Source organism: Planotetraspora sp. A-T 1434, assembly GCF_025420585.1.
GTDB lineage: Bacteria > Actinomycetota > Actinomycetes > Streptosporangiales > Streptosporangiaceae > JAOEGB01.
This window is the reverse complement of the sequence record NZ_JAOEGB010000008.1, coordinates 125,435-151,373: the sequence shown is the minus strand read 5'-3', so window position 1 is coordinate 151,373 and position 25,939 is coordinate 125,435. Positions and strand designations below refer to the sequence as shown.

General features: G+C 71.3%; 22 protein-coding genes and 1 riboswitch. Of the genes, 12 read left to right on the top strand and 10 right to left on the bottom strand.

Features of this window, described 5'->3' with window-relative positions; genetic code table 11:
* Positions 1-156: 156 nt before the first annotated feature.
* Positions 157-387 (top strand): hypothetical protein, encoded by a 231-nt coding sequence (locus tag N5079_RS12955; RefSeq protein ID WP_261583897.1) that lies wholly within the window; start codon positions 157-159, stop codon positions 385-387.
* 81 nt (positions 388-468) lie between these two features.
* Here the strand turns inward: N5079_RS12955 and N5079_RS12950 are convergent, their stop codons facing one another.
* Entirely contained in the window at positions 469-1,224 is a 756-nt protein-coding gene (locus tag N5079_RS12950) for a GNAT family N-acetyltransferase (protein WP_261583896.1), read from the bottom strand.
* Between the two features lie 98 nt (positions 1,225-1,322).
* Between N5079_RS12950 and N5079_RS12945 the strand changes: the two genes are divergently transcribed.
* From N5079_RS12945 to N5079_RS12930, 4 genes are read left to right on the top strand one after another with little or no spacing between them, the layout of a single operon-like run.
* Positions 1,323-2,717 (top strand): ABC transporter substrate-binding protein, encoded by a 1,395-nt coding sequence (locus N5079_RS12945; RefSeq protein ID WP_261583895.1) that lies wholly within the window; start codon positions 1,323-1,325, stop codon positions 2,715-2,717.
* A gap of 3 nt (positions 2,718-2,720) precedes the next feature.
* Positions 2,721-3,659 carry a carbohydrate ABC transporter permease gene (locus N5079_RS12940; RefSeq protein WP_261583894.1) on the top strand — a complete coding sequence of 313 codons (939 nt, stop codon included), beginning with the start codon at positions 2,721-2,723 and terminating at the stop codon, positions 3,657-3,659.
* The gene (locus N5079_RS12935; protein ID WP_261583893.1) at positions 3,656-4,498 is read left to right on the top strand and encodes a carbohydrate ABC transporter permease; all 843 of its coding nucleotides are present in this window, start codon (positions 3,656-3,658) and stop codon (positions 4,496-4,498) included. Before N5079_RS12940 ends, N5079_RS12935 begins: the two co-directional genes overlap by 4 nt.
* A gap of 14 nt (positions 4,499-4,512) precedes the next feature.
* Positions 4,513-5,262: a YaaA family protein gene (locus tag N5079_RS12930; protein ID WP_261583892.1), complete on the top strand. Its 750-nt coding sequence runs from the start codon at positions 4,513-4,515 to the stop codon at positions 5,260-5,262.
* A 3-nt stretch (positions 5,263-5,265) separates the two neighbouring features.
* Here N5079_RS12930 and N5079_RS12925 read toward each other — a convergent pair whose 3' ends face one another.
* From N5079_RS12925 to N5079_RS12910, 4 genes are all read right to left on the bottom strand, one after another.
* The gene (locus N5079_RS12925) at positions 5,266-6,240 is read right to left on the bottom strand and encodes a hypothetical protein (RefSeq protein WP_261583891.1); all 975 of its coding nucleotides are present in this window, start codon (positions 6,238-6,240) and stop codon (positions 5,266-5,268) included.
* Between the two features lie 80 nt (positions 6,241-6,320).
* Entirely contained in the window at positions 6,321-8,021 is a 1,701-nt protein-coding gene (locus N5079_RS12920) for an RNA polymerase sigma factor (protein ID WP_261583890.1), read from the bottom strand.
* 218 nt (positions 8,022-8,239) lie between these two features.
* Positions 8,240-10,333, bottom strand: coding sequence for a SpoIIE family protein phosphatase (locus N5079_RS12915; RefSeq protein WP_261583889.1), 2,094 nt, complete (start codon positions 10,331-10,333; stop codon positions 8,240-8,242).
* Between the two features lie 177 nt (positions 10,334-10,510).
* Positions 10,511-11,089, bottom strand: a complete 579-nt coding sequence (locus N5079_RS12910) for an HhH-GPD-type base excision DNA repair protein (protein WP_261583888.1) — start codon at positions 11,087-11,089, stop codon at positions 10,511-10,513.
* A 100-nt stretch (positions 11,090-11,189) separates the two neighbouring features.
* On the opposite strand from N5079_RS12910, the gene N5079_RS12905 reads away from it, so the two are divergent.
* The 5 genes from N5079_RS12905 (at position 11,190) to N5079_RS12885 (ending at position 15,537) form a co-directional block, all read left to right on the top strand.
* Complete coding sequence (locus N5079_RS12905; RefSeq protein ID WP_261583887.1) at positions 11,190-11,447, top strand: hypothetical protein; 258 nt, start codon at positions 11,190-11,192, stop codon at positions 11,445-11,447.
* Positions 11,448-11,597: 150 nt separating this feature from the next.
* Positions 11,598-13,097, top strand: a complete 1,500-nt coding sequence (locus tag N5079_RS12900) for a hypothetical protein (RefSeq protein WP_261583984.1) — start codon at positions 11,598-11,600, stop codon at positions 13,095-13,097.
* 99 nt (positions 13,098-13,196) lie between these two features.
* On the top strand, positions 13,197-13,979 hold the full coding sequence (locus N5079_RS12895; protein WP_261583886.1) for a LamB/YcsF family protein: 783 nt from the start codon (positions 13,197-13,199) through the stop codon (positions 13,977-13,979).
* Between the two features lie 89 nt (positions 13,980-14,068).
* The gene (locus N5079_RS12890) at positions 14,069-14,683 is read left to right on the top strand and encodes a 5-oxoprolinase subunit B family protein (protein ID WP_410007783.1); all 615 of its coding nucleotides are present in this window, start codon (positions 14,069-14,071) and stop codon (positions 14,681-14,683) included.
* Entirely contained in the window at positions 14,680-15,537 is an 858-nt protein-coding gene (locus N5079_RS12885; protein WP_261583884.1) for a biotin-dependent carboxyltransferase family protein, read from the top strand. Before N5079_RS12890 ends, N5079_RS12885 begins: the two co-directional genes overlap by 4 nt.
* Here N5079_RS12885 and N5079_RS12880 read toward each other — a convergent pair.
* The 3 genes from N5079_RS12880 to N5079_RS12870 all read right to left on the bottom strand — a co-directional run bounded on the left by N5079_RS12880 (position 15,527) and on the right by N5079_RS12870 (position 21,697).
* Complete coding sequence (locus N5079_RS12880; RefSeq protein ID WP_261583883.1) at positions 15,527-17,224, bottom strand: ABC transporter family substrate-binding protein; 1,698 nt, start codon at positions 17,222-17,224, stop codon at positions 15,527-15,529. The genes N5079_RS12885 and N5079_RS12880 overlap by 11 nt on opposite strands.
* A 127-nt stretch (positions 17,225-17,351) precedes the next feature.
* Positions 17,352-19,700 (bottom strand): AAA family ATPase, encoded by a 2,349-nt coding sequence (locus tag N5079_RS12875; protein ID WP_261583882.1) that lies wholly within the window; start codon positions 19,698-19,700, stop codon positions 17,352-17,354.
* Positions 19,701-19,801: 101 nt separating this feature from the next.
* Complete coding sequence (locus N5079_RS12870; RefSeq protein ID WP_261583881.1) at positions 19,802-21,697, bottom strand: hypothetical protein; 1,896 nt, start codon at positions 21,695-21,697, stop codon at positions 19,802-19,804.
* 244 nt (positions 21,698-21,941) lie between these two features.
* Here N5079_RS12870 and N5079_RS12865 point away from each other — a divergent pair, with 244 nt between their 5' ends.
* Together N5079_RS12865 and N5079_RS12860 are read left to right on the top strand one after the other, a co-directional pair.
* Positions 21,942-23,582, top strand: coding sequence for an MFS transporter (locus N5079_RS12865; RefSeq protein WP_261583880.1), 1,641 nt, complete (start codon positions 21,942-21,944; stop codon positions 23,580-23,582).
* Between the two features lie 105 nt (positions 23,583-23,687).
* On the top strand, positions 23,688-24,596 hold the full coding sequence (locus tag N5079_RS12860) for a DoxX family protein (RefSeq protein ID WP_261583879.1): 909 nt from the start codon (positions 23,688-23,690) through the stop codon (positions 24,594-24,596).
* Between the two features lie 85 nt (positions 24,597-24,681).
* Here the strand turns inward: N5079_RS12860 and N5079_RS12855 are convergent, their stop codons facing one another.
* Positions 24,682-25,413, bottom strand: coding sequence for a glycoside hydrolase family 25 protein (locus N5079_RS12855; RefSeq protein WP_261583878.1), 732 nt, complete (start codon positions 25,411-25,413; stop codon positions 24,682-24,684).
* Between the two features lie 12 nt (positions 25,414-25,425).
* Positions 25,426-25,571, bottom strand: a riboswitch (cyclic di-AMP (ydaO/yuaA leader).
* Between the two features lie 181 nt (positions 25,572-25,752).
* Positions 25,753-25,887 (bottom strand): hypothetical protein, encoded by a 135-nt coding sequence (locus tag N5079_RS12850; RefSeq protein ID WP_261583877.1) that lies wholly within the window; start codon positions 25,885-25,887, stop codon positions 25,753-25,755.
* Positions 25,888-25,939: the final 52 nt, after the last annotated feature.

Below are 25,939 nucleotides of genomic sequence, written 5' to 3'. Positions count from 1 at the left end.
TACTCGGCACTTCCGCTGTGATCCGCGTCACTTTCCGGATCATTCTGCTCTCGGCGTAGTCGGAGCATGATTGGGAACGCCCTCATCCGGTTAGATGTTGTGCCAAGTGACTGACGCCAACGTCCCCACACAGTGGGGCGACCCGAAAGGCGATACGTGACTGGAGCTCTCGCCCCCATCAAGCCGCTGACAGCCCTGGACCGGTGCGACCGGTGCGGTGCTCAGGCCTACATCCGCGCGACCCTGCCCGTGGGTGGGGAGTTGCTGTTCTGCGCCCATCACGGGCGTCAGCACGTGACTGTGTTGCGCGACAAAGGCGCTGAGATCCAGGACGAGTCGGCCCGACTCAGTGAATCCCCCGCGTCCGCCCCAGCCGATGAGCGCTGATTCATCGGCGCTTACGACGAACGCCGACCATAGACGGCGTGGCGGAGTGACCCACCTCTCCGCCACGCCGTCCCAGCACCCTCATGGCCCTACTCGGTAGTGGTAGCGGCCGGCGACCGTGAACCCTTCCCGCTCGTAGAGCGCCCGGGCTCCGGCGTTGGCCTCGGTCACGGCCAGGTACGCATGGGCCGCGCCACGCTCCCGCCCCCAGCCGAGCAGCGCGCGCATGATCGACCGTCCGAGCCCCCGCCGCCTGGCGTGGGGCTCGACGGCCATGCAGTAGATCCCGAGCCACTCCCCCTGCGGCACCGCCCGCCCGGCGGCGCCCTCCTCGAGGTGGAGGTAGCCCGCGGCGACTCCGGTCAGGATGCGCCGGGCCCACTCCCGCGGCGGAGTCTCACCTCCTGCCGCGTGACGGCCGCCGTCCACCCGCCACCAGGTGCCGAACCACCGCTCCGACGGCTCTGCCTCGATCCGCACGCCCGGTACGGCTCCGGCCTCCGCGAGCGGCGCCGTCATGATCAGAGTGGGGTCTGCGGTCCGGTAGCCCCGGCGTTCGAGTTCCTCGTCGAGCCCCGGCGTGGCCCCCGGACCGACGGAGAACACACAGGGCAGGCGGAGGCCCGCGTAGAACCGCTCCGCGTCGTCCACCGCCCGGGGCAGATCAGCCCGCTCGCCGAGCGCCAGCACGGAGTTGGCCCGCTTGGTCACGCCGCCCGCGTGCCGGTGGACCCAGCCCCCCGCCTCGGCCCGGTGCGGCGCGGGCCACGCCTCATCGACCAGTGAGTCGAACCGCGAACCGAGCCGTGAACCGAACTGTGATTTTCCGTGATCCATTCTCCGCAGCGTAGCTGACCTGCACTGCTACGTTTACGGCTCGCCCCTGGGGCAGTTACGGGAGACGTCTCAATCGCTCGACCCCCCGAGGAGCGGCGATGTCTCATCTCGCGTCACTTCGCCTGGCCTTTCGCCGGCACGGCCGCAGGTGTCGCGGAAGCCGTGCCGGCGCCGTCGTCCTCGCCGGCGGCCTGTCGCTGGCACTGGCCGCGTGCGGCGGTGTGGGGGCCAAAGGTGGCACGCCCGCGGGCGGCTCGGCCGGCCTGACGACGATGGGCTTCGGTCTGCCCGACGAGATCGCCACGACCCGCGTGGCCGCCTTCCAGAAGGCCCACCCGGACGTGAAGCTCACCATCAATCAGGGCCAGTTCGACGAGCAGGCCTTCCTCTCGTCGGTCGCGAGCGGCAACCCGCCGGACGTCGTCTACCTCAGCCGCGAGATGCTCGGGACCTACGCCGCCAGGGGCGCGATCCAGCCACTCGACGACTGTGTGGCCAAGCAGGGCATCGCGACCGGGGACTTCTACCCCGCCGCCCAGCAGCAGGTCCGGCTGGCCGGCAAGTGGTACGGCATGCCGGAGTTCTACAACTCGATCGTCCTGCTGGTGAACGACAAGGCCGCCAAGGAGGCCGGGGCCGACCCCGCGAAGATCGACGCCTCCGACTGGGACGGCCTGTCCGCCCTCGCCAAGAAGATGAACAAGGTGTCCGGCGGCAAGATCGAGCGATTCGGCTTCTATCCCAAGCTTCCCGAGTTCCTGCCGCTGTGGGCCAAGGCCAACGGCGCCGACCTGATGACGGCCGACGGCAGGACCTCCCAGCTCACCGACCCAAAGGTCATCGAGGCCCTCACCTACGCCAACGGCCTGCTCAAGGAGCAGGGCGGCTGGACCAGGCTCAAGGCGTTCACCGACACCTTCGACTACTTCGGCGAGAAGAACCCGGTCACGCAGGACCAGATCGGGATGATGCTCACGGAGCAGTTCCTGATCACCTCCATGGCCAACACCAGCCCCGACGCCCGGATCACCGTCCTGCCGTTCGAGGACCGGCAGGGCCACCCGATCAGCAACGTCGGCGGGAACGCCTGGGCGATCCCCAAGGGGGCCCGGAACCCGGACGCGGCCTGCCAGTGGATCAAGACCATGACCTCGGCGGACACCTGGATCGCCGCCGCGAAGGCGCGGGCCGCCAAGCGCGCCCAGGAGGGCAAGGTCTACACCGGCACCTACACCGGCAACGCGAAGGCCGACAAGGTGATCTTCTCCCAGATCGTCAGGCCGAGCGGGCACGAGCCGTACGACAACGCGATCAAGACGATCCTCGCCGCGCAGGCCGAGGGCTTGGTCGTGCCGCCCTCCCCCGCCGCCGCGGAGTTCCGTACGGCATGGCTCGACGCGGCCACCCGGGTCATGCAGGGCCGGGCGGAGCCGCAGGCCGCGCTGCTGCAGGCCCACGGTGAGGCCCAGAGGGCCCTGCGGGGAGCGGGCTGAGCCGTGAGAACCCGACCGCGGTTGAGGACCGAGACCCGCTGGGCCTACGTCTTCCTGCTTCCCTGGCTGCTCGGTCTGGTGATCTTCCAGGTCGGGCCGATGGTCGCCAGTTTCGTGCTCTCGCTGACGGACTACGACCTGATCTCCAGCCCGAGGTTCGCCGGGCTCGGCAACTACGCCGAGATGCTGAAAGACCCCAAGGTCGCCGCGGCGATCGGCAACACCGCCTTCTACACCGTGCTGCACGTGCCGCTGGCGATCGCCATCGCGCTGCTGCTGGCCCTCATGCTCAACCGGATCACCGGGCGGGCGGCGGGCTTCTTCCGTACGGTCTTCTACCTGCCGTCGATGACGCCGTACGTCGCCGTCGGCGTGCTCTTCCTGTTCCTGCTGAACGGCCAGGCGGGGCTGGTCAACCAGTTCCTCGGCCTGTTCGGGATCGACGGGCCGCAGTGGACCACCGACCCGGCGTGGGTGAAGCCCGGCATTGTGCTGATGTCGCTGTGGAACCTCGGGACGACCACGATCATCCTGTTCGCGGCGCTGCGCAACGTGCCGCGCGAGCTGTACGAGGCCGCGATGATCGACGGGGCGGGGCCGTGGCAGCGGTTCCGGTCGGTGACCGTGCCGATGATCAGCTCGGCGCTGTTCTTCGTCGTGATCGTCAACACGATCACGTCGCTGCAGATGTTCGACCAGGTCTACACGATGTACTTCGGGAGCCAGAGCGCCCAGCAGTCGTCGGGCGACGCGGCCCTGTTCTACGTCGTCTACCTGTTCCAGCAGGGCTTCCAGTTCCTCCACATGGGCTACGCCTCCGCGCTGGCGTGGCTGCTGTTCGCCATCATCGCGGTCATCACGGTGATCCAGGTGAAGGCGGGCAACCGGTTCGTCTACTACGAGTCGGAGCCGCCCGGAGCGGCGGAGCGGGGGACGCGATGACCTCGGCTCCCGAGACGAGGCGGGCGTTCTTCCTCGTCATGCTGGCCGCGGCCTCGGCGGTGTTCCTCTACCCCTTCGTGTGGCTGGTCGTGGCCTCGCTCAAGCCGCGTTCGCGAACCTTCGCCGACCCGTTCGTCCCGTGGCCGCACCCGTTCTCCCCGCAGAACTACGCCGCCGTCTGGGACGCGGCCCCCATGCTCGCCTGGCTGGTCAACACGTTGATCGTCGGGTTCATGGCGGCGCTGACCGTGACGGTGTCGAGCGCGTTCGTGGCCTTCGGCTTCGCGTACTTCCGCTTCCCCGGCCGGGGCGTGCTCTTCGGCAGTGTGCTCGGCACCATGATGCTCCCGTCGGCCGTCACGCTGGTGCCGACCTACCTCATCTGGAACTCCGTCGGCCTGACGGGGACCCAGGTCCCCCTCTGGGCGGGCAACCTGTTCGGGTCGGCGTTCTACATCTTCCTGCTGCGCCAGTTCTTCCTCAGCATCCCGCGCTACGTCTTCGAAGCGGCCAGGGTGGACGGGGCCTCCTATCTCGACCTCTTCTGGCGGATCGCGCTGCCGCTGGCGCGGCCCGCTCTGATCATCGCGTTCGTCTTCGAGCTCAAGGCGAGCTGGTTCGACCTGATGAAGCCGCTCATCTATCTGCAGGATCCCCGGCTCTTCACGCTGCCGAGGGGGCTCAAGGCGATCGTCGACCAGTTCTACCAGGGCGGCGACCCCAAGTGGGAGATCGTCCTGGCCGCCGGGGTGATCACCACGCTGCCGCTGATCGTGATCTTCTTCATCGGCCAGCGGTACTTCGTGGAGGGCATCGCCACGACCGGTCAGCGCGGCTAATACGCTGGTGGACCGTGCTCATCCTGCTACCGCCGTCCGAGGGCAAGGCCGCCCGTGGAACCTCGAAGCTCAGGCGGCTGAGCTTCCCGGAGCTGGCGTCGCCCCGGGAGAAGGTGCTGGACGCCCTGGTCACGCTGTGCCGTACGGACGAGGCGCGGGCCGTCCTCGGCCTGTCGGACGGCCAGGCGGGCGACCTGGTCCGCAACGGGGAGTTGCATACGGCGCTCGCGCTCCCGGTCGCCGAGCTCTACACCGGCGTGCTGTACGACAACCTCGGGCTCTCCACGCTGTCTCCCGAGGCCAGGAGGCGGGCCGACAGGCGGATCGTCGTCTTCTCGGGGCTGTGGGGCCTCCTGCGGCTCACCGACCGCGTCCCGCCGTACAGGCTCTCCATGGGCGTACGGCTGCCACCCATGGGCGGGCTGGCCGCCTTCTGGCGGCCCTCGATCACGGCCGCGCTCGAACCGGTGAAGGGCCTGGTCGTGGACATGCGGTCGGCCACCTACGCGGCGGCCTGGCAGCCGGGCGAGCGGTCGGTGACCGTCCGTGTCCTGCGGGAGGAGGATGGCAGGCGCACGGTCGTCAGCCACATGGCCAAGGCCACCCGCGGAGCCGTGGCGCGGGCCCTGGCCGAGAGCGCCGACCGGCCGAGGAACCCGCACGAGCTCGCCGAGGTCCTGACCGGTCTCGGGCACCGCGCGGAGCTGGGCGCCCCGCCCCGCCCCGGCCGGCCGTGGACCCTGGACGTGATCGTCACTTCGTGACCGTCATTCGCTGATCACATTCAGGCGGCCGCACGCCCGCTGGTACTGATGCCCGGGATCCCCCAGATAGGACCACGGCAGCCTGCTGAACCGCCCCGCCGTCCGGGCGAGGTGTCCCCGGGCGGGCCGGCGGAGATCGGCGAGGTAGAAGGCCGCCCCGAACGCGTTGTGGGCCTCGATCGACCGAGGGTGAGCGCCCCCAAGCCGCCGCTCCGACCAGCGGGCGGCGGCGGACACCACCTCACGCTGGACGTCGAAGGAGAACCAGCCGCCGCGCGAGATCGGAGTGCGCTCGGAGGCGACGTTCTCGAAGTGGGCCAGCGGCACGAGCGCCGGAAGCGGGCTGCCCTCGGGGGCGCGGGCGGCGGCCATCCGCGCGAAGTCCAGCATCTCCTGCGCGGTGCCGCCCCAGCCGGGTGAAAGGGTCATCATGCGGGCGACCGCGGCCGGATACAGCCATGGCCAGCGGCGGGAGCACTCGAACCAGACCGAGTCCCTGTCGGCCCTCGGCCGGTCCAGGCCCAGGGCCAGCCACATCATGCATTCCCACGGCACGGGGTCGCCGGGCGCGAGGGCCGCGGCCGACAGCAGCGGCTGCCTGGCCAGCTCCATCGCGGCGTGGTAGGTCCGCAGCCGATCGGCCTGTACGGCTCGCGCCCGCACGTCGGGCTTGAGAGTCCAGGCCTCTTCTATCCTGGCCCGGCCCAGCCACAGCCACAGGTCCGCGTTGGCCTGGTCGCGGGCGACGAGTGCCTCGATCGACCGGCTGGAGCCGAGCACGGCACGCGACAACGCCTCCAGGCGGAGCGACCGGAGCTCGGCATCCCCCCGGCTCGCCACGAGCGCCGGGATGCCAGCCGCCAGATCACCTCGCTGGACGGCGCTCACCGCGTCGTCCAGCATGCTGTCCGCCCACGGGCGGTCCGGGATCACGCGTGGCCCCCGAGCACGCGCCCGATCCACTTCGATCACTCCCATGAGGGGCGAGCCTAGGAGCGCCAAAGTGGTCCGGCGCTACCACGATGTAACGCCGGTGTTAACCGTCCGCGGACAGGACCCTAGTCGAGGTAGTCGCGGAGGACCTGCGACCGGGACGGGTGGCGGAGCTTCGACATGGTCTTCGACTCGATCTGGCGGATCCGCTCGCGGGTCACGCCGTAGACCTTGCCGATCTCGTCGAGGGTCTTCGGCTGCCCGTCGGTGAGGCCGAACCGCATCGAGACGACGCCCGCCTCCCGCTCGGACAGCGTGTCCAGAACGGAGTGCAGCTGCTCCTGCAGCAGCGTGAAGCTGACGGCGTCCGCCGGCACGATGGCCTCGGAGTCCTCGATCAGGTCGCCGAACTCGCTGTCGCCCTCCTCGCCGAGGGGGGTGTGCAGGGAGATCGGCTCGCGGCCGTACTTCTGGACCTCGATGACCTTTTCGGGGGTCATGTCGAGCTCCCGGGCCAGCTCCTCCGGCGTGGGCTCGCGGCCGAGGTCCTGCAGCATCTGCCGCTGGACCCGGGCCAGCTTGTTGATCACTTCGACCATGTGAACCGGGATGCGGATGGTCCGCGCCTGGTCGGCCATGGCCCGGGTGATCGCCTGCCGGATCCACCACGTGGCGTAGGTGGAGAACTTGTAGCCCTTGGTGTAGTCGAACTTCTCGACCGCGCGGATCAGGCCCAGGTTGCCCTCCTGGATCAGGTCCAGGAAGAGCATGCCGCGCCCGGTGTACCGCTTGGCCAGCGAGACGACGAGGCGGAGGTTGGCCTCCAGCAGGTGGTTCTTGGCGCGGCGGCCGTCCTCGGCGATCCACTCCAGCTCGGCGCGGACGTCGACCGGGAGCTGCTCCCCATCTGTGCCGAGCTGCTCCTCGGCGAACAGGCCGGCCTCGATGCGCTTGGCGAGCTCGACCTCCTGCTCGGCGTTGAGGAGGGGGACCTTGCCGATCTGCTTGAGGTAGTCCTTGACCGGGTCAGCGGTGGCTCCGGCGGCCGCGACCTGGGCCACGGGCGCGTCATCATCGTCGTCGGTGAGGATCAGCACCTCGTCCTCGGACTGGGCGATGACCTCCGCCTTGGGCTCGTCGCCCTCGGTGTCGGTCTCCACCTCGGCGTCGGCCTCGGCGTCGCCCTCGACCTCCACCTCGGCTTCGATCTCGACATCCTCGACCTCCAGGTCGAAGTCCTCGATCTCGACGTCGGCCTCGAGGTCGAGGTCTTCGTCGTCCTCGGCGGGGCCGGCGGACTTGGGCTTGGGTTCGGCCTTGCCGGCCTTGAGCTCAGGACCGGCCGAGGGGGCCTCGGGGCCGTCCTTGGCGGCGGGCTTAGCAGCCGCCGCGGTCTTCTTGGCAGGCGCCGCCTTGGCCGGCGCCTTGGCGGCCGCGGGCTTGGCTGGCCCCTTCTTGGCGGCGGGCTTGGCGGCCGGAGCGGAGTCGGTCACCACGGCGGTGACGGTCTCCGGCTGCGACTCCTTCGCCGCGGCGGATTTGGTGGTCTTCTTGACGGGCGCGGTGGTGCGGCGCTTGGCTTGACCTCGAGACCGCTTGGGCGCCGCCGCGGAGTCCGCCGCGGTCACCACGACGGTCACACCCTCCTTGCTGAGGCTGCGCAGGAATCCAGCGGCGTGCGACAGCGGGATGTCCGCTTCCTCGAAGGCCTTGCGGACATCCTCGGACTCGAGGAAACCCTGCGAGCGCCCACGCTCGAGGAGCTGCTGAATCACTGGCTCGTTCAGCTCCGACGGCTTCGAGCGAGTCGAACTTGCAGGCGACACGAACACCTCTCGAACGAACGCATGGCGAGAATGGACCCAGGTGCTTCTTCTTTTCCGGTGGTGAGGCCGCGCGGATCGCGACATGCCATTGTGGCATGCCACGACGCCTGAAACGGCCACGTCCCGCCGGTTGCTCCTCCACCCTAGGCCGACCGAGACACTAGTGCGTACGGAAGGAGGTCACCGATACCCGAAAGCAACCGTTATGACTGTTTCATTCAGTCACTCTTCGTGGCGGCTGGTACATGAACCGCGAGGACCGTCACGTCATCATCCTGTTCATACCCGGACAACATCCGATCCACCAGGAAATCAAGGAGCATATGCGGGCTGGCCACGACTTCCGGGGGTGCCTCGGCCACAACGGACGAAAGCTCCCGTAGCCCCGCGTCGAGCCCGCGCTTGCGGTTCTCCACGAGACCGTCCGAGTACAGCACCGCGGTGTGCCCCGGCGGCACGCAGAACCGGAACTGCCTCCGGCTGGTGGCCCAGCCGAGCGGTGTGCCGGGCTCGGTCTCGTGCAGCAGGGCGGTGCCCTGGGGCGACACCAGCAGCGGCGGCGGGTGACCGGCCAGCGCCAGCGTACCCTCCCCGGTGCCCGGCTCGACGACCATGTACGCCAGGGTCGTGACCTGCTCTTCCTCCTCGGTGGCCTCGAAGACCCGGTCGAGACCGGTGAGGACGGCCGCCGGAGGCGGGTTGGTCAGCGCGAGGGCCCGCATCGCGTTGCGGATCCGGCCCATGCCGGCCGCGGCCTTCACGCCCTTGCCCATCACGTCGCCGACGACGGCCGCGACGCGCCCGTCCTGCAGGACGAACGCGTCGTACCAGTCGCCGCCGACCTGGACATGGCGGGAGCCGGACCGGAACCGCTGGGCCAGCGTCAGGCCCCGCACGACCGGCAGGCGGTCGGGCAGCAGGCTCCGCTGGAGCGTCTCGGCGGTCCGGTGCTCACGTTCGAACAGCGTGGCCCGCTCGACCGCGAGGGCGCACTGCCCGGCCAGGGCCTCCAGGAAGACGCCGTCCTCCTGCGAGATCTTCTGCGGCCGGGTGAATGAGAACCGCAGCGCCCCGAGGGCCCGGCCGGCCGCGAGAAGCGGCAGGCCCACCCAGGCGCGCTCGTCGGTGTGGGCGACGAAGCTGGCGATCTGGTCCGCTTCGGCCCCGGCGTCGACGAGCTGGGCCCGCAGGCTCTCCGGCGACTCGGCGAAGACCGGACGCCGGCTGTTGACCGCCATCGTCATCACGCTGGACTGCGAGAGTTGGAGCTCCTCGCCCGGCGCGCCGGGCGCGTCGGGGATGCCACCACTGTTGATCACCTTCAGGGTGCCCCGGTCGGGATCGAGCAGGGCCACCGCGGAGTGGTCGGCGGCGAGAGCCGTACGGCCGACGTCGATGATGACCTGGACGACCTGCTCGACCGTGAGCGCCTCGGCCAGCTGGGCGGTCGCCCCCTGGAGCCGGGCCGTGCGCAGCGCGGCGGCGCCGAGCTGGTCGGTCAGGCGGCCCCGCATCTCCTCGGCCTCGCGCTGCGGCGTGACGTCGGTGTTGGCGCCGACCCACTCCACCACGCCGCCGTGCCGGATGATCGGGACGGCCCGCACCTCGAAGTGCCGGTATCCGCTGGCCCGGGTGCGCACCCGGTAGCTCCACTCGAACATGGTCCGGCCGCGCAGCGCCTCACGCCAGGCCTCCTCCGCGCCGGGGCGGTCGTCCGGGTGGACGGCGTCCAGCCAGCCGTGGGCGAGGTACTCCTCGAGGCCCTGGCCCGTGATGGCGCGCCACTGCGGGGCGTCCTCGACCACCGTGCCGGTCGGCGAGGTGATCCAGACGAGCTGCTGCTGGGACTCGACGAGCGAGCGGTACCGCTCCTCGCTCCGCTTCAGCTCTTCCTCGGTCAGCTGCCGCTCGGTGAGGTCCACACCGAACAGGGCGGCGCCCATGACGACGCCCTCCTCGCCGTGCATCGGGAATAACGACACCGCCCAGTGCCGGGTGTCGCCGTTGCCGGCCCGCGTCCTGATCCGCTGGTCCGTGACCGGCAGGCCCTCCTCGCCGATCCTGCGGAGCGCCGAGTCGATCAGCGCCGTCAGGTCGGCCGGGAGCAGCTCGGCCGGACGGCGGTCCAGATGCCGCTCGACAGGGTGCCCGGTCAACTCCGTAAAGGTGGAGTTGACTCGGATGAAGCGCCCGGATGGGTCGAAAAAGGCAAAGGCGAACGGAGCCTCCGACAACAGGCCTCTGAAGAGGTCGGAGTCTGAGATGTCCAAACCGGACTCCCGGGGCCGGGGCACGGAGGTTTCGGCGCTCATGGTCGGCACCTCCGTCGCGTGCCAGGGTCTCCCACGAGGCACATCTCCATAACTGTGATTGGTAGCGCAGATCTGCCCTACATCATCGGCGATGGGCATGTGCGGACGGAAGCCCCGCCCGCCATGCGGTCAACGCATCCTGTCAAAAGACCGGCACCCCGCGCAGGAAGATCCGGCTTACTTCTTGGCCGCCCGCTTCGCTTCCTGCTTCGTCGCACGGACACGTTCGAGGCTTTCGGCGTCGACGACGTCGGCCACCGACCGGTGCACGCCCTCCTCGCCGTACGGCCCGGCCGCCTCACGCCAGCCCTCCGGCCGCACGCCGAGTTGCTTGCCCAGCAGCGCCAGGAAGATCTGTGCCTTCTGCTTGCCGAATCCGGGCAACGCCATGAGCCGGCGAAGCAGCTCGGCACCGTCGCCGACATCCTCCCACACCCTGTCGGCCGAGCCGTCGTAATGCTCGACCAGGTAGGCCGCGAGCTGCTGGATCCGCTCCGCCATCGATTTCGGATAGCGGTGGACGGCCGGCTTGGCCGCCAGCAGGGCCGCGAACTCCGCAGGATCATAAGAGGCGATCTCGCGCGCGTCCAAGTCCGCGTCCGTGCCGAGGCCGAGCCTTTCCGCGATCGCGCGCGGGCCGGAAAACGCCCATTCCATGGGGATCTGCTGGTCAAGCAGCATGCCGATGAGCAGGGCGAGGCGGCTGCGTCCGAGGAGTTCGTCGGCCTCGGGTCGCTGGGCGAGCTGGATCCGCATGGGTTCAGCTTCGCACGCGCCCGAGAATGAGGGTTGACAGTCGCGCGGAAAGATGTGGAATAAGGGGCGGCAGGTCCCCATTCAGCGAGGAATGCAGTCCATGCCCGTACTCGCAACGCGACTCAGTGGCGGCCCTTCAGCGGAGCCGGAGCCCCGCGGACCCGTGATCGCCCGGCTGGCCGCCGAATTCCTGACCCTTCCCCTGGACGCCGTCGACCGCTGCGTCGCGGACGTCTGGGCGTGCGCCGAGCACATGGGGCTCGACGTCACGCCCGAGATCGTCGAGCGGGTGGCCCGGGAGCACCTGCTCGGAGTGGTGAACTCGACTCCGCCGACCCGCACGAAGGCCCGCACATAACGGGGAAGTCACCGGCCCGCGTTCCTGATGCCGTTTGGGGCGGGAATGCGAGAGGGTGGAGACCGTGAGCGAGCGGAGCGAGTACACGTGAGTCGTCGGCACCGACGAGATCCCCGGGATACCAGGCCGCCCGACGACGTGTTCGCCGAGATGCTCCTGGCGGCCCGGGAGCTGCTCGCCGTGCGGAGCCCGCTCGACGCCGAGCTCATGGTGTCGGACATGCTGGGCGCCTGGTGGGGGAAGCGGCTACGCGGAGGCGACGTCGAGCAGATCCTCGGCGAGGGACTGGTGGACTACGCGGCCAAGGCCGGCACGCCCGCGGCGCTGACGCTGCTGATCTCGGTGGCCTACCTCGGCACCGCCCGTCAGGCCGCCAAGGCCGAGGGCGCGGCGCTCGCGCTGATGGAGTCCGACGTGGCCAGGCCCCGGTGGGCCGAGCGCGTCGGCGTGGTCAAGCCCGCCGGGTGTTACGTCTCCCGGGACGTCTACGGCGACCAGGACACCGTCGTGTGCACCTTCGCCTACAACGGCGAGGACACGCATGCCCTGGTCGTGGTGGTCGACTACAACATGGGCGGCATGGCGCGGGACGCCTGGGTGTCGTCGCAGGTCGACAAGCTCCTGGACCAGGCGAGACTCGAAGCGGCCGGCAACGCGCTGCTGCGCTTCGAGGAGATCGAGCCGCAGCAGGCGCGGGCGCTGCTGGAGTTCGCCATGAAGGCGACCAAGGCGGCTCAGGGCCGGAAGGCCCCCAAGCTCGTCAGCGACAGCTACAGCGCCTACCACGCCTTCGCCCGGTCGCGGATCAAGGCACTCCCTCCGGGGCGCATGCGGCCCGCGCCCGCCCACACGGAGGCTCCGTACAGCCGGGACCGGCGTGCGATGCTCGCGGCGGAGTTCCTGGCGTCGGACGCGGCGGAGAACCTGTCGGACCCGTCGGCGGCCTCCCGGTGCGCCGACCACATCATCGACTACGGCTGCGACGAGGACTTCGGGCGGCCGATGCGGGTCAGCCCGACCAAGTGCGAGACGTTCCTGCTCGACTGGCTGCCGCGCAAGGTCCTGCTCTCCCCCGCCGAGCAGGACGCCATGCCGCACGCGCTGTCGGCCTGGGTGCGGTTCGCCGGGCCGCGCATCGGGCTGCCGGAGGAGGGCGTCCGAGCCACTCTGGACGCCGTCTGGGAGGCGACGGCCCGGTTCACCGCCGCCTACCGCGATCCGGCGACCTTCGGCCTTGATCGCTCCCTCGTGGAGCGGCTGCTGCCGGACGGCGACCTGTCCGCGCTGGCCCGGCGGGCCTTCGCGTTCCCTCTGCTGCAGGGCATGCGGGGCTCGACCAACCTCGACCTGCTGAACCCGGCGGACGAGGCCGACCGGCGGATCCTGCTGGAGATCGACCACGCCGACGAGCTGGGCAGGCACGACCTCGAGGAGCACCTGGCCTGGCATGAGGAGATCGCGGGCCGCCTGTGGGTGGGCGACCCGGCGCAGATGTGGGAGGCGGCCCAGCGGCTGATCGACCTCGGCCACGACCGCCACGACGTGCTGCACGTGCTCATCGAGATCGCCGAGCGGATCGGCGACCACCCCGACGAGCTGGCCGCCGCCCTCGACGACATCGCCGACATCCCAGACGAACCCCCCGTCTAATCCCCCACCCGCTCCGCCTGCGGCAGGATTGAGGTCAACAAGAACTACGAGGGGCGCCAAAAAAGGGCGCCCCGAGCCCGCCGAGCCGGAGGCGAGGCCATGAACACAGTCGATTTGAATGCGGATCTCGGGGAGGGCTTCGGGATCTGGAGGCTGGGCGACGACACAGCCCTGCTCGATCTTGTGACGAGCGCCAATGTGGCCTGTGGCTTCCACGCGGGCGACCCGCTGATCATCCGGCGTACATGCGCGGCCGCCGTGGACCGGGGCGTGGCCATCGGGGCGCAGGTGTCCTATCGGGATCTGGCCGGGTTCGGCCGCCGCGAGATGGACGTGGACCCGGAGGAGCTCTGCTCGGAGGTGCTCTACCAGCTCGCGGCCGTGGACGGGATCGCGCGGGCGATGGGCGGCCGGGTGTCCTACGTCAAGCCGCACGGCGCCTTCTACAACCGGGTCTGCCGCGACGCCGTGCAGGCGGAGGCGCTGGTCGCGGCCGTGGCGGACTACGCCCCGGCGTCGGGTGGGGAACGGCAGGCGGCTCTGCCGATCCTCACGCTGCCCGGCTCGGCGGTGCACCGGGTGGCCGAGCGGTACGGCGTGCCGACGGTGAACGAGTGCTTCGCGGACCGCGCCTACACCCCGGCGGGCGCGCTGGTGTCACGACGAGAGGCGGGCGCCGTCCTGCACGACCCGGACGAGGTGGCCGCCCGCGCGGTCCGGATGGCCCGCGACGGGGTCGTCACCGCCGTCGACGGCACCGAGGTGCGGATCGACGCCCGATCGGTCTGCGTCCACGGCGACACCCCCGGCGCCGTACGGCTGGCCGAGGCCGTGCGGAAGGCCCTCGTCGGCGCGGGCATCGCCCTGGAGCCCTTCGCGTGACCGGGGACCTCGGCGTGACCGGGCCACGCACGACCCCCGGCCGCGCGGCTGGGACCGGCACGGCCATCAGGCCGGCCGGGGAGCACGCGCTGCTGGTGGAGACGGGCTCGCTGGAAGTCGCTCACCGGCTGGACGCGCTGCTGCGGTCCGACCGGCCCGCCGGGGTCGAGGAGATCGTGCCCGGCCCCGAGACGGTCCTCGTCGTCGCGCCGGGCGCGGACCGGTCCGGCCTGGAGGCGCTGCTCTCCTCCCTGCTCCGTACGGCTTCCGCGCCAGCGATGAGCCCGGCGAGCCCGGCGAAGGACGCGGGCGGGGCGACGGCGGCGGGCGGGACGGTCGAGATCCCGGTCGTGTACGACGGGGAGGACCTGCGGTCCGTGGCGGACCTGAGCGGGCTCGCGGTGGACGAGGTCGTGGCGCGGCACGCCGCGTCGGAGTTCGTGGTGGGCTGGCTCGGGTTCGCGCCGGGGTTCGCCTACCTCGCCGGGCTCGATCCGGCGCTGCACGTGCCCCGGCTGGACGTGCCCCGCACGTCGGTCCCGGCGGGGTCCGTGGCCATCGCGGGGCCGTACTCGGCCGTCTACCCGTCCGCGTCTCCGGGTGGCTGGCGGCTGCTGGGCCGTACGGATCTGCGGGTGTGGGACGTGCGCGCCGATCCACCGGCGCTGCTCCCGCCGGGGACCCGGGTCCGGTTCACGCCATGATCGAAGTCGTCTCGCCGGGGCCGTACGCGACCGTGCAGGATCTGGGGCGGCCGGGCTACGGCCATCTGGGGGTGCCGCGCTCGGGTGCGGCGGACGCCCCCAGCCTGCGGCTGGCCAACCGCCTCGTCGGCAACCCGGAGTCTGCCGCCGGAATCGAGACGACCTTCGGCGGCGTCGCTCTGCGTTTCGCCGCCGGCGCGTGGATCGCCCTCGCGGGGGCGCCCTGCGCGGTCGAGGCCGCCGGGCGGCCCGTCGGCATGTGCGCGCCCTTCTGGATGCCGGAGGGCGGCGAGCTGCGGGTCGGCCTGCCGTACGAGGGGCTGCGGACCTATCTCGCCGTTCGCGGCGGGATCGGCGTGGATCCGGTGCTGGGCAGCCGGTCCACCGACTCCCTGTCAGGGCTCGGCCCGCCGCCGCTGCGGGCGGGCATGGTGCTTCCGCTGGGCGGTGCGGAGCCCGCCGCGCCGATCGCCGTCGACGTGGCCGCCCAGCGGGCGTTCCCCCGATGCCCCACCGTCGGAGTCGTCCCGGGCCCGCGTGACGACTGGTTCACCCCTCAGGCCCTCACGGCTCTGTACGGCGGGCCGTACGAGATCGCGACGGAGAGCAACCGCGTGGGGGTGCGGCTGCGCGGCCCCGTGCTGGGGCGCGCGCGGGAGGGCGAGCTGCCGAGCGAGGGGATGGCGCTGGGGGCGATCCAGGTGCCGCCGGGCGGGCAGCCGATCGTGTTCCTCGCCGACCACCCGCCGACGGGGGGCTACCCGGTGATCGGCGTGGTTCAGTCCGGTGACGTGCCGATGGTCGCCCAGCTACGGCCGGGCGACCATCTCCGGTTCCGGAAGGTCAGGACGTGAACCCGATGTCGGCGTATTTCAGGTTGTAGAAGCCGCTCGCGCCGACGTTGGCCAGCGAGGACCTCACGGCGACGTTCTCCGGCGTCTGGTAGAGCGGCAGGACGTTGACCTCCTGCCAGAGCATGTCGTCGGCGGAGTTGATCTGGTCGTAGACCCGCCACTGGTCGAACAGGGTCCCGGCGCGGTACATGGCCTGGTCGATCTGCCTGCTCCCGCTGCGCCCCAGGTTGGAGTACCACTTCTTGTCGTCGCCCTTGGCGGTCTCGCCGTTGGCGTAGACGTCGAAGGCGTTCGACACCGGGTAGGGCGTGCTCGGATACGAGAAGGCCGTGATGTCGAAGTTGCCGGCCATCAGGTATTTGGTGAAGAAGTCGGTGAACGGCACCGCCTGGATGGTGACCCCCACCCCGATCCGGCGGAGCATCAGCCGCGTGACCTCGGCCTCGATGTCGCTGACGCCCACTCCCGACGGGATGACGAAGCGCAGGTTCAGCGGCTTGCCGTTCTTCTGCCGGGTCTTGCCGGAGAGCTTCCAGCCCGCCTGGTCCAGCATCCTGCCGGCCTGCTGCGGGTTGTAGACGCCCAGCGCGCGCGCGTTGCTCTGATATCCCTGCTGGCTGTTGGCCAGGAAGTGGTTGTCGAGCGTGACGACCGGCCAGCCCATCCCCTTCAGGTCGAGCTGCATGAGGGCCCGGCGGTCGAGCGCCATGGCGATGGCCTGGCGGACCTTCACGTCGGCGAGGCTGTCGCTCTCCCCGTTGAAGGTGAACTGCCGGAAGTCGGTGCCGGCCGCCTGCCGGACGACGGCGTCCCAGGCTCCCCTGGCGCGCGAGTAGTCCTCGGGGGACGGCCCCACGTCGAAGACGTCCACCTCGCCCTTGGTGAACGCGCGGACCATGTCGGTCTTCAAGCCCCGGAAGATGATCTTGTCGAGCTTGGCCCGGTTGCCCCACCAGTTGTCGTCGCGGACGAGCGTGATGGTCTTGCCCTTGGCGTCGAAGCCCGACAGCTTGAACGGCCCGGCCGTGACCGGGATCTTGTTGAGCCAGTCGGCGTTGAACGCTTCGGGCGAGGCGTTCGTCGCGGCGGGGTAGAGCGGCGAGAAAAGCGACTGCCACTCGTTGAACGGCTGCGCCAGCGTGACGACCACCTCGTGGTCGCTCGACCCCCTGGCGACGTTCTGGATGTTCTCGTAGGCGATGGTCGAGTCGACCCGGTAGCCGGGGTTCTGCCCGCTCATGGCCTTCCACTGGGCGGCGAAGTCGGCCCACGTGATCGGCTTGCCGTCGGACCACTTCGCCTTCGGGTTCAGCGAGTAGGTGATGACCTGGCGGGGCGTGGTGGCCGTGATCCGGGCGTTCGTGACGTAGTCGCCGTCAAGCGAGACCCGGCCCCGCTCGTCGGACCGGAACGGGCTCGGCATGAGCGCGGCCATGACGGTCTTGACGTTGGCCAGGTCGCCGTCGATGTGGTTCTGGTTCCACTGCGCGGGGAAGTCGCTGAGCCCCCACCGCAGCGTGCCGCCGTCCTTGACCTTTTCACGCGGGACGGGGTTGATGTCGAGCGCCTTGACGGGAGAGGGAGCCAGGCGGGGCGAGTGCCCGCTCGTGGTGGTCTCGCCGCCACAGGCCCCCGCGGCTCCCACGGCGATCAGCGCGAGCAGGGCAACCGGCCATCGTGCTCTCAACGTGCTTCTCCGATCCCTCCAGCTACATGTCGCAGTAGATTAGTAGCAGACAGTAATCGTCCCAGGCCATCGGACGCGCGCACAGGATGGCATAGAGGGTTCGAAACGGCCGGGGACGGCCGGCCGGTCAGGACAGCTCGTCGACCGCGCTGCGGACGTCCTCACTGGTGATCGTCGTCAGCTCGGCGGCGTTCGCCGACCCCTGCGCGGCGAGCCGCACGTCACGCCGGAGGGCGGCCCTCTCGTACAGCGAGCGGGCGAAGCGGCCGTTGCCCAGGCCGTCGATGAGCCCTTCGCGGCAGACCCAGTCGAAGACGTCCGCGAGGTCCCTGGCCGCCGAGGCGTCGAACCGGTCGCCGCTCCCGGCCGCCAGCAGCTCGGCGATCTCCGTGAGCTCCGCGGGCGCGTACGACGGGAACGACACCCGCTGGTTGAACCGCGAGCCCAGCCCGGGGTTGGTGGCCAGGAAGGCGTCCATCTCGCGCTGATATCCGGCCAGGATGATCACCAGGCGGTCGCGGTCGTCCTCCGCCCGCTTCAGCAGGGTCTGCACGGCTTCCGCGCCGAAGGCGTCGCCACCCGAGTATCCGGCGTTGACCAGGCTGTAGGCCTCGTCGATGAAGAGCACGCCGCCGAGCGCCCGGTCGACCAGCTCGTTGGTCTTGATAGCGGTGGCGCCGAGATGCTGGCCGACCAGGTCGGCGCGGGACGCCTCGACGACGTCGGGGCGGGCCAGCAGGCCGAGAGCCGAGAAGATCCGGCCGAGGATCCGCGCGACGGTCGTCTTGCCCGTGCCCGGCGGGCCGACGAACACAAAATGCCTCATCTGCGACTGAACGGGCAGGCCCTGCTCCTGGCGCATCCGCGCCACCTTGAGCTGCGCCGTTATCGCCCGGACCTGGCGCTTGACGGGCTCCAGGCCGGCCATCCGGTCGAGGTCGGCCAGGGCCTCCTCCAGGGTCGGCGTCGCCTGGTAGCCGCGGAACCTGGCGGTGATCTCGTTGAACGCCTTGGTGACGTCGGCCGTGGTGACGGTGACCAGAGCCTCGCCCCGCGGCGCTCCCCCGGCGCTGACCACCCGCACGTCGCGGGCCTGCGCGGCGGCCTCCGCGAGGCTGCGGGCGAAGCGGGCGTTGCCGAGCTCGTCGATCAGCCCGCGACGGTGGACGTCCTCGAACAGGCCGCGCAGCACCGGCCGGGCCTCGGGCGCGAGCCGATCGCCCCGCCTGACCTGAAGCGCCTCGGTGATCTCCAGCAGCTCGGCCGGTGTGTAGCTGGGGAAGCGCACCCGGCTGGCGAACCGGCTGGACAGGCCCGGGTTGGACGACAGGAAGCCGTTCATCTCCTTCTCGTATCCGGCCAGGATGACGATCAGCTGGTCCCGGTCGTCCTCGGCCCGCTTGAGCAGGGTCTGCACCGCTTCCGCGCCGAACCGGTCGGGCTGGCCGTCGCCGGAGTTGATCAGGCCGTACGCCTCGTCCACGAAGAGCACGCCGCCGAGCGCGCGGTCGATGAGCTCGTTGGTCTTGATCGCCGTGGCGCCGAGGTACTCCCCCACGAGGTCGGCCCGCTGGGCCTCCACCACGAACGGCGTGTCCAGCAGCCCGAAGGCGTAGAAGATCTTGGCGACCGTGCGGGCGACGCTGGTCTTGCCCGTCCCCGGAGGGCCGACGAAGACGAAGTGCCGCATCGGCGGCTCATTGGCGTATCCGGCCTCCTTGCGGAGCCGCGCCGCCTCGATCGACGCGGCGATCGCCCGGACCTGCTCCTTGACCGGCTCCAGGCCGATCATGGCCTCAAGCTCGCCGAGTGCCTGCTCGACCGTGATGGGCGGCGGCGCTCCCTTGTCTCCGCCTGAGGCCTGGTGGCCGCCGATCCTGATCCGCTGCTGGACCTGCCCGTCGCCGTTCACGGGCTCCACGTCGAACGCGGCCCGCGCCTTACGGGCGAGCAGGAACCGGTAGACGAGGACCGCCGCGGCCACGCCGTACGCGCCCCAGAGGGAGGCGGCGGGCGACAACCACACGAGCGCGAAGGCCACCGCCCCGGCCGGGAAGAGCGCCATCAGCGTGGTGAGCCACGGCGGCACCCACCGGATCGCATGGGCCGCGCCCGCGACCGCCGGCCCGAGGAACATCAGCAGGCCGGGCGCCAGGGACTGGGTGCCGAACCACCCCAGGAACGGCACCACCAGCAGCCCCCAGGCCGCGAGCACCAGCACGGTCGCGGCGGCGCGGGGATAGCTGAGCGCGAGCGCCACGAACGCCAGCACCACGACGGTGTAGACGAACGTCGGGGCGAGCGGCCAGCTCAGCGCCGCCGCCACACCCATGGTGGCGACGAGCAGCACCGCGAAGATGGCCCGCCGCGCGAACGGCGGAATGCGGAAATAGCGGAGACGAACCTGTTCGAACAGATCACGTGCCGCATTCCGACTTAAGAGGCCCGCCGCCCGTGCCCTGTCGGAGTCCCGCATCAACGCCTCCCCGGTTCGCCCCCGGTTATACCGCACGTGACGGCGGAATGGGTGGACCCGCCGCGCCCGGCAGGGCCGGGGCGGGCGCCCGGGCTCCGGCCCTACCGGCTCCGCGCCTGGTGGCGGCCGGGGTATTCGCGCATGAGAACCCGCCGTGGAGTGATGCGGAGCACGTCGTTGTCGGGCACGGCGATGCCCCGGACCTCCGCCCAGAAGCGTGGGTCCCCGACGAAGAGGACGACACGCGGGTCACGCTCGACGGCGTCCCACGCCTCGTCCCCCGCGATGAGCCGGAACTCGCCGGACGCGCTCACCGACGTCACCGCGCTCACCGCGAGCGCCCTCGGCCCGTCGGGCTCGGTGTAGGCCAGGACGACGCTCCGCGAGTAGGTGGCGGCATGCCGCACCTCGTCGCTCAGGCCCGTGGAGGGGCTCATGTCGCCGGGAAGCCGCGGCCCCCGCGCCTCGGAGAGGACGAGCGACGCCCGCCACGGCCCCGCGCCGCCGCGCCACCACGCCCGCCAGGCCCGCGCCCCGAACGCCAAGCCGACCAGCGCCAGCGCCCCCCACGAGCCCAGCAGGGACCACCGCGCGACCACGTCCCACCCCGCCTCGCCCGCCGTGCCGCCCTCCCCATGTACGGCTCCCGCCGCGGTCATGGGGGACACTCCGGCGGCCATCCCGGCGACGGTCAGGCAGGCGATGGCGACGAGCAGGGCGAGGAACGCGACGGCCAGCCAGCGGTCGGCGCGCAGGAGCGGCCCGAGGCGCAGCGCCCGGCGGCCCCCTGCCTGTCCTGCCACGCGCCTTCTGGCGTACAGCAGGCCGCCCAGCACCGCGAGGGCGGCGAGAGCCGTACGCGGGTCGCCGGTCAGCGGCGGCAGCAGGGCGGCGAGCCCGGTCAGCCACCACACCCGCCCGGCGACGATCCAGAGCGTCACGTCGATGTCGCGCAGAGCCGTACGGTCCGCCGCCGCTGCGGCGAATACGCCGAGCGCCCGGAGGGGCCGCCCCCGCCAGGCCTCCGCGAGGAGGCGGACCACGGCCACCGCCACGCCGTTCAACAGCACGAGGCCGAGCGCACCGGCCCACACGCCGCCCGCCGCCTCTTCCAGGGACGCGGGCCTGACCGGCGGGAGGGTGGCCAGGCCCGCGACGTAGGCCGCGATCGCCATGAGCGTCACCGAGACCGACATGCTGAGCCACAGGTCACGGCCGAGCATGGCGGGGACGTACGGCCAGGCCCGCACACGGCCCGCCTGCCTGATGGTGATCGCCAGGACGGCCCCGAGCACCACGGCTCCGCCGATCTGCGCCTCGCGGTGCAGTTCGAGGCCGAGCCCGGCGACGGACACGGCGGTCAGCGCCACCGCGAGCAGCACCCGCACCTGGCGGGACCAGACCTCGATGGCGTGCCGGGCGCGGCCCGTGTCGCGGGGGTCGACGTCCCACGCGGGGTCGTGATGGGCTCGTGGCCGCTCCCAGCGCAGCAGCGTGAGACCGAGGTTGATCCGCGCGCCGGGGTGGTCGGGCGCCCTGCGGAGCGCCAGTTCGTAGGACCTCGCCGCCCGTTCGTGCTCTCCCCTGAGCAGGGCCAGGTCGCCGGCGAGCACGTGCGCGTCGGGCTCGTCGGGTGCGAAGCGGACGGCTTTGCGCGCCTCGGCCCACGCGTCCCGCCAACGGCCGGGGATCCGGCGGAGGGCGCCGCCCAGGCGTAGTCGCGCGGCCCAGGAGCCCGGTGCGAGCCGGACGGCCTCCCGGGCCGACGCGACCGCCTCGGAGTCGCGGCCGAGGCGCTCAAGGGCGAGGCTCGCCAGGCGATGCCCCCACTCTCCGTCCGGGTCACGGCCGACCGCCTGGCGGGCGGCCTCCAGCGCCGCCTCCGGCTGGTCGCGGGACAACCTCGCCACCGCGACCGCGCACCAGGCGCGGGGGTCGGCGCGGTCGTGCGGGGGCGGCACCGGGGACGTATCCCATTGATCGATATCGCTCCCCACTCCCGCATGATCCGTTGCGGGTCGCGGATTGCCTAGACGCCGGATATATACCTATAGCTCTCTAGAGAGGCTCCGGAATCGTTGTCCGGATATGTTCCAGAGCTGACCCGAAGCGGCTGAGAGATCCGACGAAGATGGCCTAAGCTGCCACGCATGTTCCAGCGGGCCCGTAGCCCTGAGCGGCCTACGATCACGGCGGTCCTGAGCGACCTGTGCTCACGGGAGCCCTGAGCGGCCTATGATCATGGCCGCGGTTGAGGCCGAGTCCGGCGGCGCCGTCCGCGCCCGAGGCATCGCGCGTGAGCACCGGGCGAGCCGGTGGTCGATCCTCGTGCTGCTCTGTTTCAGCCTGCTGCTGATCGCCGTCGACGCGACCGTGCTGCACATCGCGGTGCCCGCGCTCACCGCCGCGTTGGAGCCGAGCGCCGTGCAGCTCCTGTGGATCATCGACATCTACTCGCTGGTCGTCGCGCCCCTGCTGGTCACCTTCGGCACGCTGGGCGACCGGTACGGCAGGCGCCGGTTCGTGCTCGCCGGCTACGTGGTGTTCGGGCTGGCGTCGCTGTCGGCGGCGTTCTCCTGGACGCCGTACGCGCTGATCGTCTCGCGGGCCTTCCTCGGGGTCGGCGGCGCGATGATCATGCCGGCCACTCTTTCGATCATCCGGCAGGTCTTCACCGACCGGCGGGAGCGGGCCATCGCCCTCGGCGTCTGGAGCGCGGTCGCCGCGGCGGGGGCCGCCGTAGGCCCGCTGATCGGCGGTGTCCTCGTCGAGCACCTGTGGTGGGGCGCGGTCTTCCTGATCAACGTGCCGCTGCTGCTCGTGGCGCTGCCGCTGGCGGTACGGATCCTCCCCTCGTCACCTCGCGGAGCCACCCACCGATGGGACGCCCCGAGCGCCGTCCTTTCCACGGCCGGCATCCTCGCGGTCGCGTTCGGGCTCAAGGAGGCGGGATACGGCCACACGATCGGCCGCGGTCTCGCCGTGGCCGTGTTCCTGGCGGGGGCCGCCCTACTGGTCTGGTTCGTGCGCCGCCAGCGGCGGCTGGCGTTCCCGCTGCTCGACCTCGGGCTGTTCGCGGAGCGCGCCTTCGCGACCGGAGTGGCCTGCGTGCTGCTGGCGATCTTCGCCCTGGTCGGGCTGGAGCTCATGCTCGCGCAGTATCTCCAGCTCGTGCTCGGCCTGTCGCCGCTGGAGGCGGCCGTCCGGATGCTGCCGCTGATGGTCGCCGCGATCGCCGGCGGCCTGGCCGCCGCGCACGTGCTGCGGCGGATCGGCCTGCGCGCCACCATGAGCGGCGGCCTGGCGCTCACCGCGCTGTCGCTCGCCCCCGTGCTCACGTGGGGCGTGGAGCAGCACTCGGCCATGCTGACCGTGTCCTTCGTGGGGATCGGCTTCGGCGTCGAGGTGGCGCTGCTCGCCGCATCCGACACGATCATGGCGTCCGTCCCGGAGTCACGCGCCGGAGGGGCCGCCGCCATCGAGGAGACGGCCTACGAGCTGGGCGCCGGGCTCGGCATCGCGGTCCTCGGAACGATCACCACGGTCGTCTACGCGCCGGCTCTGGGGGTGATTCCCGGTGTTCCCGGACTCCTGATGGCCCAGGCCCGGGAGTCGCTCGCCGCCGCGGCCCATGTGGCGGCCGAGACCGGCGGCGCCGCCGGGCCCGCGCTGCTCGACGCTGCCCGCGTGGCCTTCGTCACGGCCCTGCACAGCACGGTCGTGGTGAGTGTCGCGCTGCTCTCCCTGACCGCGCTGGCCGTGGCCGTGCTGATCCCCCGCCCCGCCTCCCCCAGGCGCGCGCCCGGATCCGCGCCCGCAACCGGACCCGCGCCCGCGCCAGCGCCAGCGCCCGCCGAGGAACGCAGGCCCGTCTCGGCCTGACCCGACCATCCGACCCGGCCATGTCGTAGCGGGGGCATGCATGAGACCGCCGGTTATGGGGAGATTGTCTGGGCAAGCCACCCCCAGCCCCCCAGAATGAGTGCCGTGAAGAGAACCCTCCACGACTTAGCCTCGCTGGCCGCCCGGATGGGCGTCGGCGGGATCTTCTTCGCCAACGGCTGGCACAAGCTCGAAGCCGGCCTGACCGCCACGGGCGCGGATTTCGCCAAACTCGGCGCCCCCCTGCCCGGCTTCTGGGCGGCCGCCGCCATGCTGATCGAGCTGATCGGAGGGACTCTGCTCATCGCGGGCCTCGCCGTACCGGCCGTCGGCCTGCTGCTGTTCGCCGAGGCCCTCGCGGTGTTCATCCTGACCGCCGGGGACACCGGACTGCCGCTCACCGGCGGCGACATCGAACTCATCGTGGCGCTCGGCGCCGCGTCCGTGCTGCTGGCCGTCGGAGGGGCCGGCCGCATCTCGGTCGATCACATGGTCGTCATCAAGCGGCGCGAGGCCGAGGCGGCTGAGGACTTCGCCGCGGAGGCGGAGGCCGACGCCGTCATCGCCGCCCTGCGTGAGCCGAGGACACCGGCCCCCGCCGAGCGGTCCACAGCCGAGCGGCACGCGACCGGGCCTACGGACCGGGGCGAGCCGGGAACCGCCGGGAAGCCGAAGGGGCCATCGGTCGAGCCGGCCAGCCGGAAGGGGGCCGGCGCGAAGGGGCCCGTCACGTTCCCGGCCTCCTCATCCCCCGCTCCAGCCTCCACCCAAGCTCCAGCCTCCACCCCGGCATCGGCCTCATCCGACGACAAGGACGGCACGGCTGCGAACACGGCCGGGAACACGGCTGCGAACAGGGCTGCGAACACGGCTGCGAACACGGTCCCCAAGGGGCGGCTCCGCCGTACCAAGCGGGACGAGACGACGGAGAGCCGCAGCGAGCCTCCCTCGCGCCCCGCGGAGCCGGGCGACACCCTGGTCGCCGGAAGGCGCACGCCCGCCGAGCCCGACTGAGCCCTCGAACCATCCCTGGCGCCTGTGGCCGCGTAAGTGATCCCTCGATCTCGGCACAGACAGTAGGCGACGATGAGCGCTACGCTCAGGGGCGGCCGAGGGCGCGCAGCTGGCCTGGAGTCAACGAGGAGACGTTCTGGTCGACGGGGGCGTCGGTGTACTGGTGGATGGTCCAGGACTTCCAGTCGGCGGGCGGCGTGACGGTGCCCATGGCCATGCTGTAGTTGGCCACCCACAACGGATAGTCGGCCAGGCCGTAGCCGTAGGTGTCGGCGAAGTTCCAGCCGCTGTAGAACAAGGGCGTGATGCCGGTCTTGGCCTTCACGTACTGCAGCCACGTCTTGGCCCACGCGTTGACGTGCGCGACGGACTCGTCGTCGGACGTCTCCAGGTCCAGCACCAGCAGGTCACCGGGCTCGCCGGGCTGCGCGTTCACCACGGAGAGGAAGTGATCGGCCTCGGCGATGGGATCGTTGCTCGGGTGGCCGTAGTGGTAGGCGCCGCGCACGATGCCCTTCTTGGCGAGCTCGTCCCAGTGCCGGACGAAGGAGGAGTCGTCGTAGGTCAGGCCCTCGGTGGCCTTGATGATGCCGAACTTGGCCGGGCTGGCGCTCCAGTTCCAGTCGGACTCGTAGCCGGAGACGTCTTCGCCATAGGTGAACCCGTCGGCGTGCGCCGGGCCCGTCAGGAGGCCGGTCGAGACGGCGACCGACAGAGCCAGGGTCGCACCGGCGATGGCCGTGCGGAGACGCCTGCGGGAGAGGTGCGGCCGGCCCTTGGGAGAGGGGGCGGTCGAGGAGTGTCGCTGGTGGGGCATGTAGGGGTTGGCTCCTTGCTTCCATACCGCCTACCGGGTTAGCTGACGGGTTCGGGCGAGGAAGTGCCCTACGGGCGCGCCTGGGGGCCGGCGCTCCGATTCACCCCGCAAAGGTGGGTCCCCGGCTCCGCGAGGTGCGGATTCGGCGGCCGGCGTTCCCGTCGGGACGGATCCCATCTGAAACGCACGGTCCGGGCAACTGACCGGCGGCGGAACAACGCGGGGGTCATCGTCGTCCGTGCCGTGGGGACCAAAGGTACACAAAACGCAACAAGGATGTAAAGGGGACAAAACGGGCAGTCAAGGTGTCCGTCAGCCACGGGGCCGCAATGCGGACCGTCAGGTGAGGGCGCGCAGGAGGCCGGCCAGGGCGGCGGCGCCGGCGCGGGCGAGCGCGCGCTCCATTCCGACGGCGACGGCACCGGCCTTGACCCACTCCGCCGCCTCCCCCATGGTCACCCCTCCCGTCGGCATGAACGGCACCTGGTCGAGCCCGCGCCAAGTCGCCGAAGGCGCGCGAAGGCCG

Excerpts from the sequence above, each read along its gene's own strand:
- N5079_RS12950 (WP_261583896.1), bottom strand. The coding sequence starts at position 1,224 with ATGGATCACGGAAAATCACAGTTCGGTTCACGGCTCGGTTCGCGGTTC.
- N5079_RS12945 (WP_261583895.1), top strand. The coding sequence starts at position 1,323 with ATGTCTCATCTCGCGTCACTTCGCCTGGCCTTTCGCCGGCACGGCCGC.
- N5079_RS12935 (WP_261583893.1), top strand. The coding sequence starts at position 3,656 with ATGACCTCGGCTCCCGAGACGAGGCGGGCGTTCTTCCTCGTCATGCTG.
- N5079_RS12925 (WP_261583891.1), bottom strand. The coding sequence starts at position 6,240 with ATGGGAGTGATCGAAGTGGATCGGGCGCGTGCTCGGGGGCCACGCGTG.
- N5079_RS12915 (WP_261583889.1), bottom strand. The coding sequence starts at position 10,333 with ATGAGCGCCGAAACCTCCGTGCCCCGGCCCCGGGAGTCCGGTTTGGAC.
- N5079_RS12910 (WP_261583888.1), bottom strand. The coding sequence starts at position 11,089 with ATGCGGATCCAGCTCGCCCAGCGACCCGAGGCCGACGAACTCCTCGGA.
- N5079_RS12905 (WP_261583887.1), top strand. The coding sequence starts at position 11,190 with ATGCCCGTACTCGCAACGCGACTCAGTGGCGGCCCTTCAGCGGAGCCG.
- N5079_RS12900 (WP_261583984.1), top strand. The coding sequence starts at position 11,598 with ATGCTCCTGGCGGCCCGGGAGCTGCTCGCCGTGCGGAGCCCGCTCGAC.
- N5079_RS12895 (WP_261583886.1), top strand. The coding sequence starts at position 13,197 with ATGAACACAGTCGATTTGAATGCGGATCTCGGGGAGGGCTTCGGGATC.
- N5079_RS12885 (WP_261583884.1), top strand. The coding sequence starts at position 14,680 with ATGATCGAAGTCGTCTCGCCGGGGCCGTACGCGACCGTGCAGGATCTG.
- N5079_RS12875 (WP_261583882.1), bottom strand. The coding sequence starts at position 19,700 with ATGCGGGACTCCGACAGGGCACGGGCGGCGGGCCTCTTAAGTCGGAAT.
- N5079_RS12865 (WP_261583880.1), top strand. The coding sequence starts at position 21,942 with ATGGCCGCGGTTGAGGCCGAGTCCGGCGGCGCCGTCCGCGCCCGAGGC.
- N5079_RS12855 (WP_261583878.1), bottom strand. The coding sequence starts at position 25,413 with ATGCCCCACCAGCGACACTCCTCGACCGCCCCCTCTCCCAAGGGCCGG.
- N5079_RS12850 (WP_261583877.1), bottom strand. The coding sequence starts at position 25,887 with ATGCCGACGGGAGGGGTGACCATGGGGGAGGCGGCGGAGTGGGTCAAG.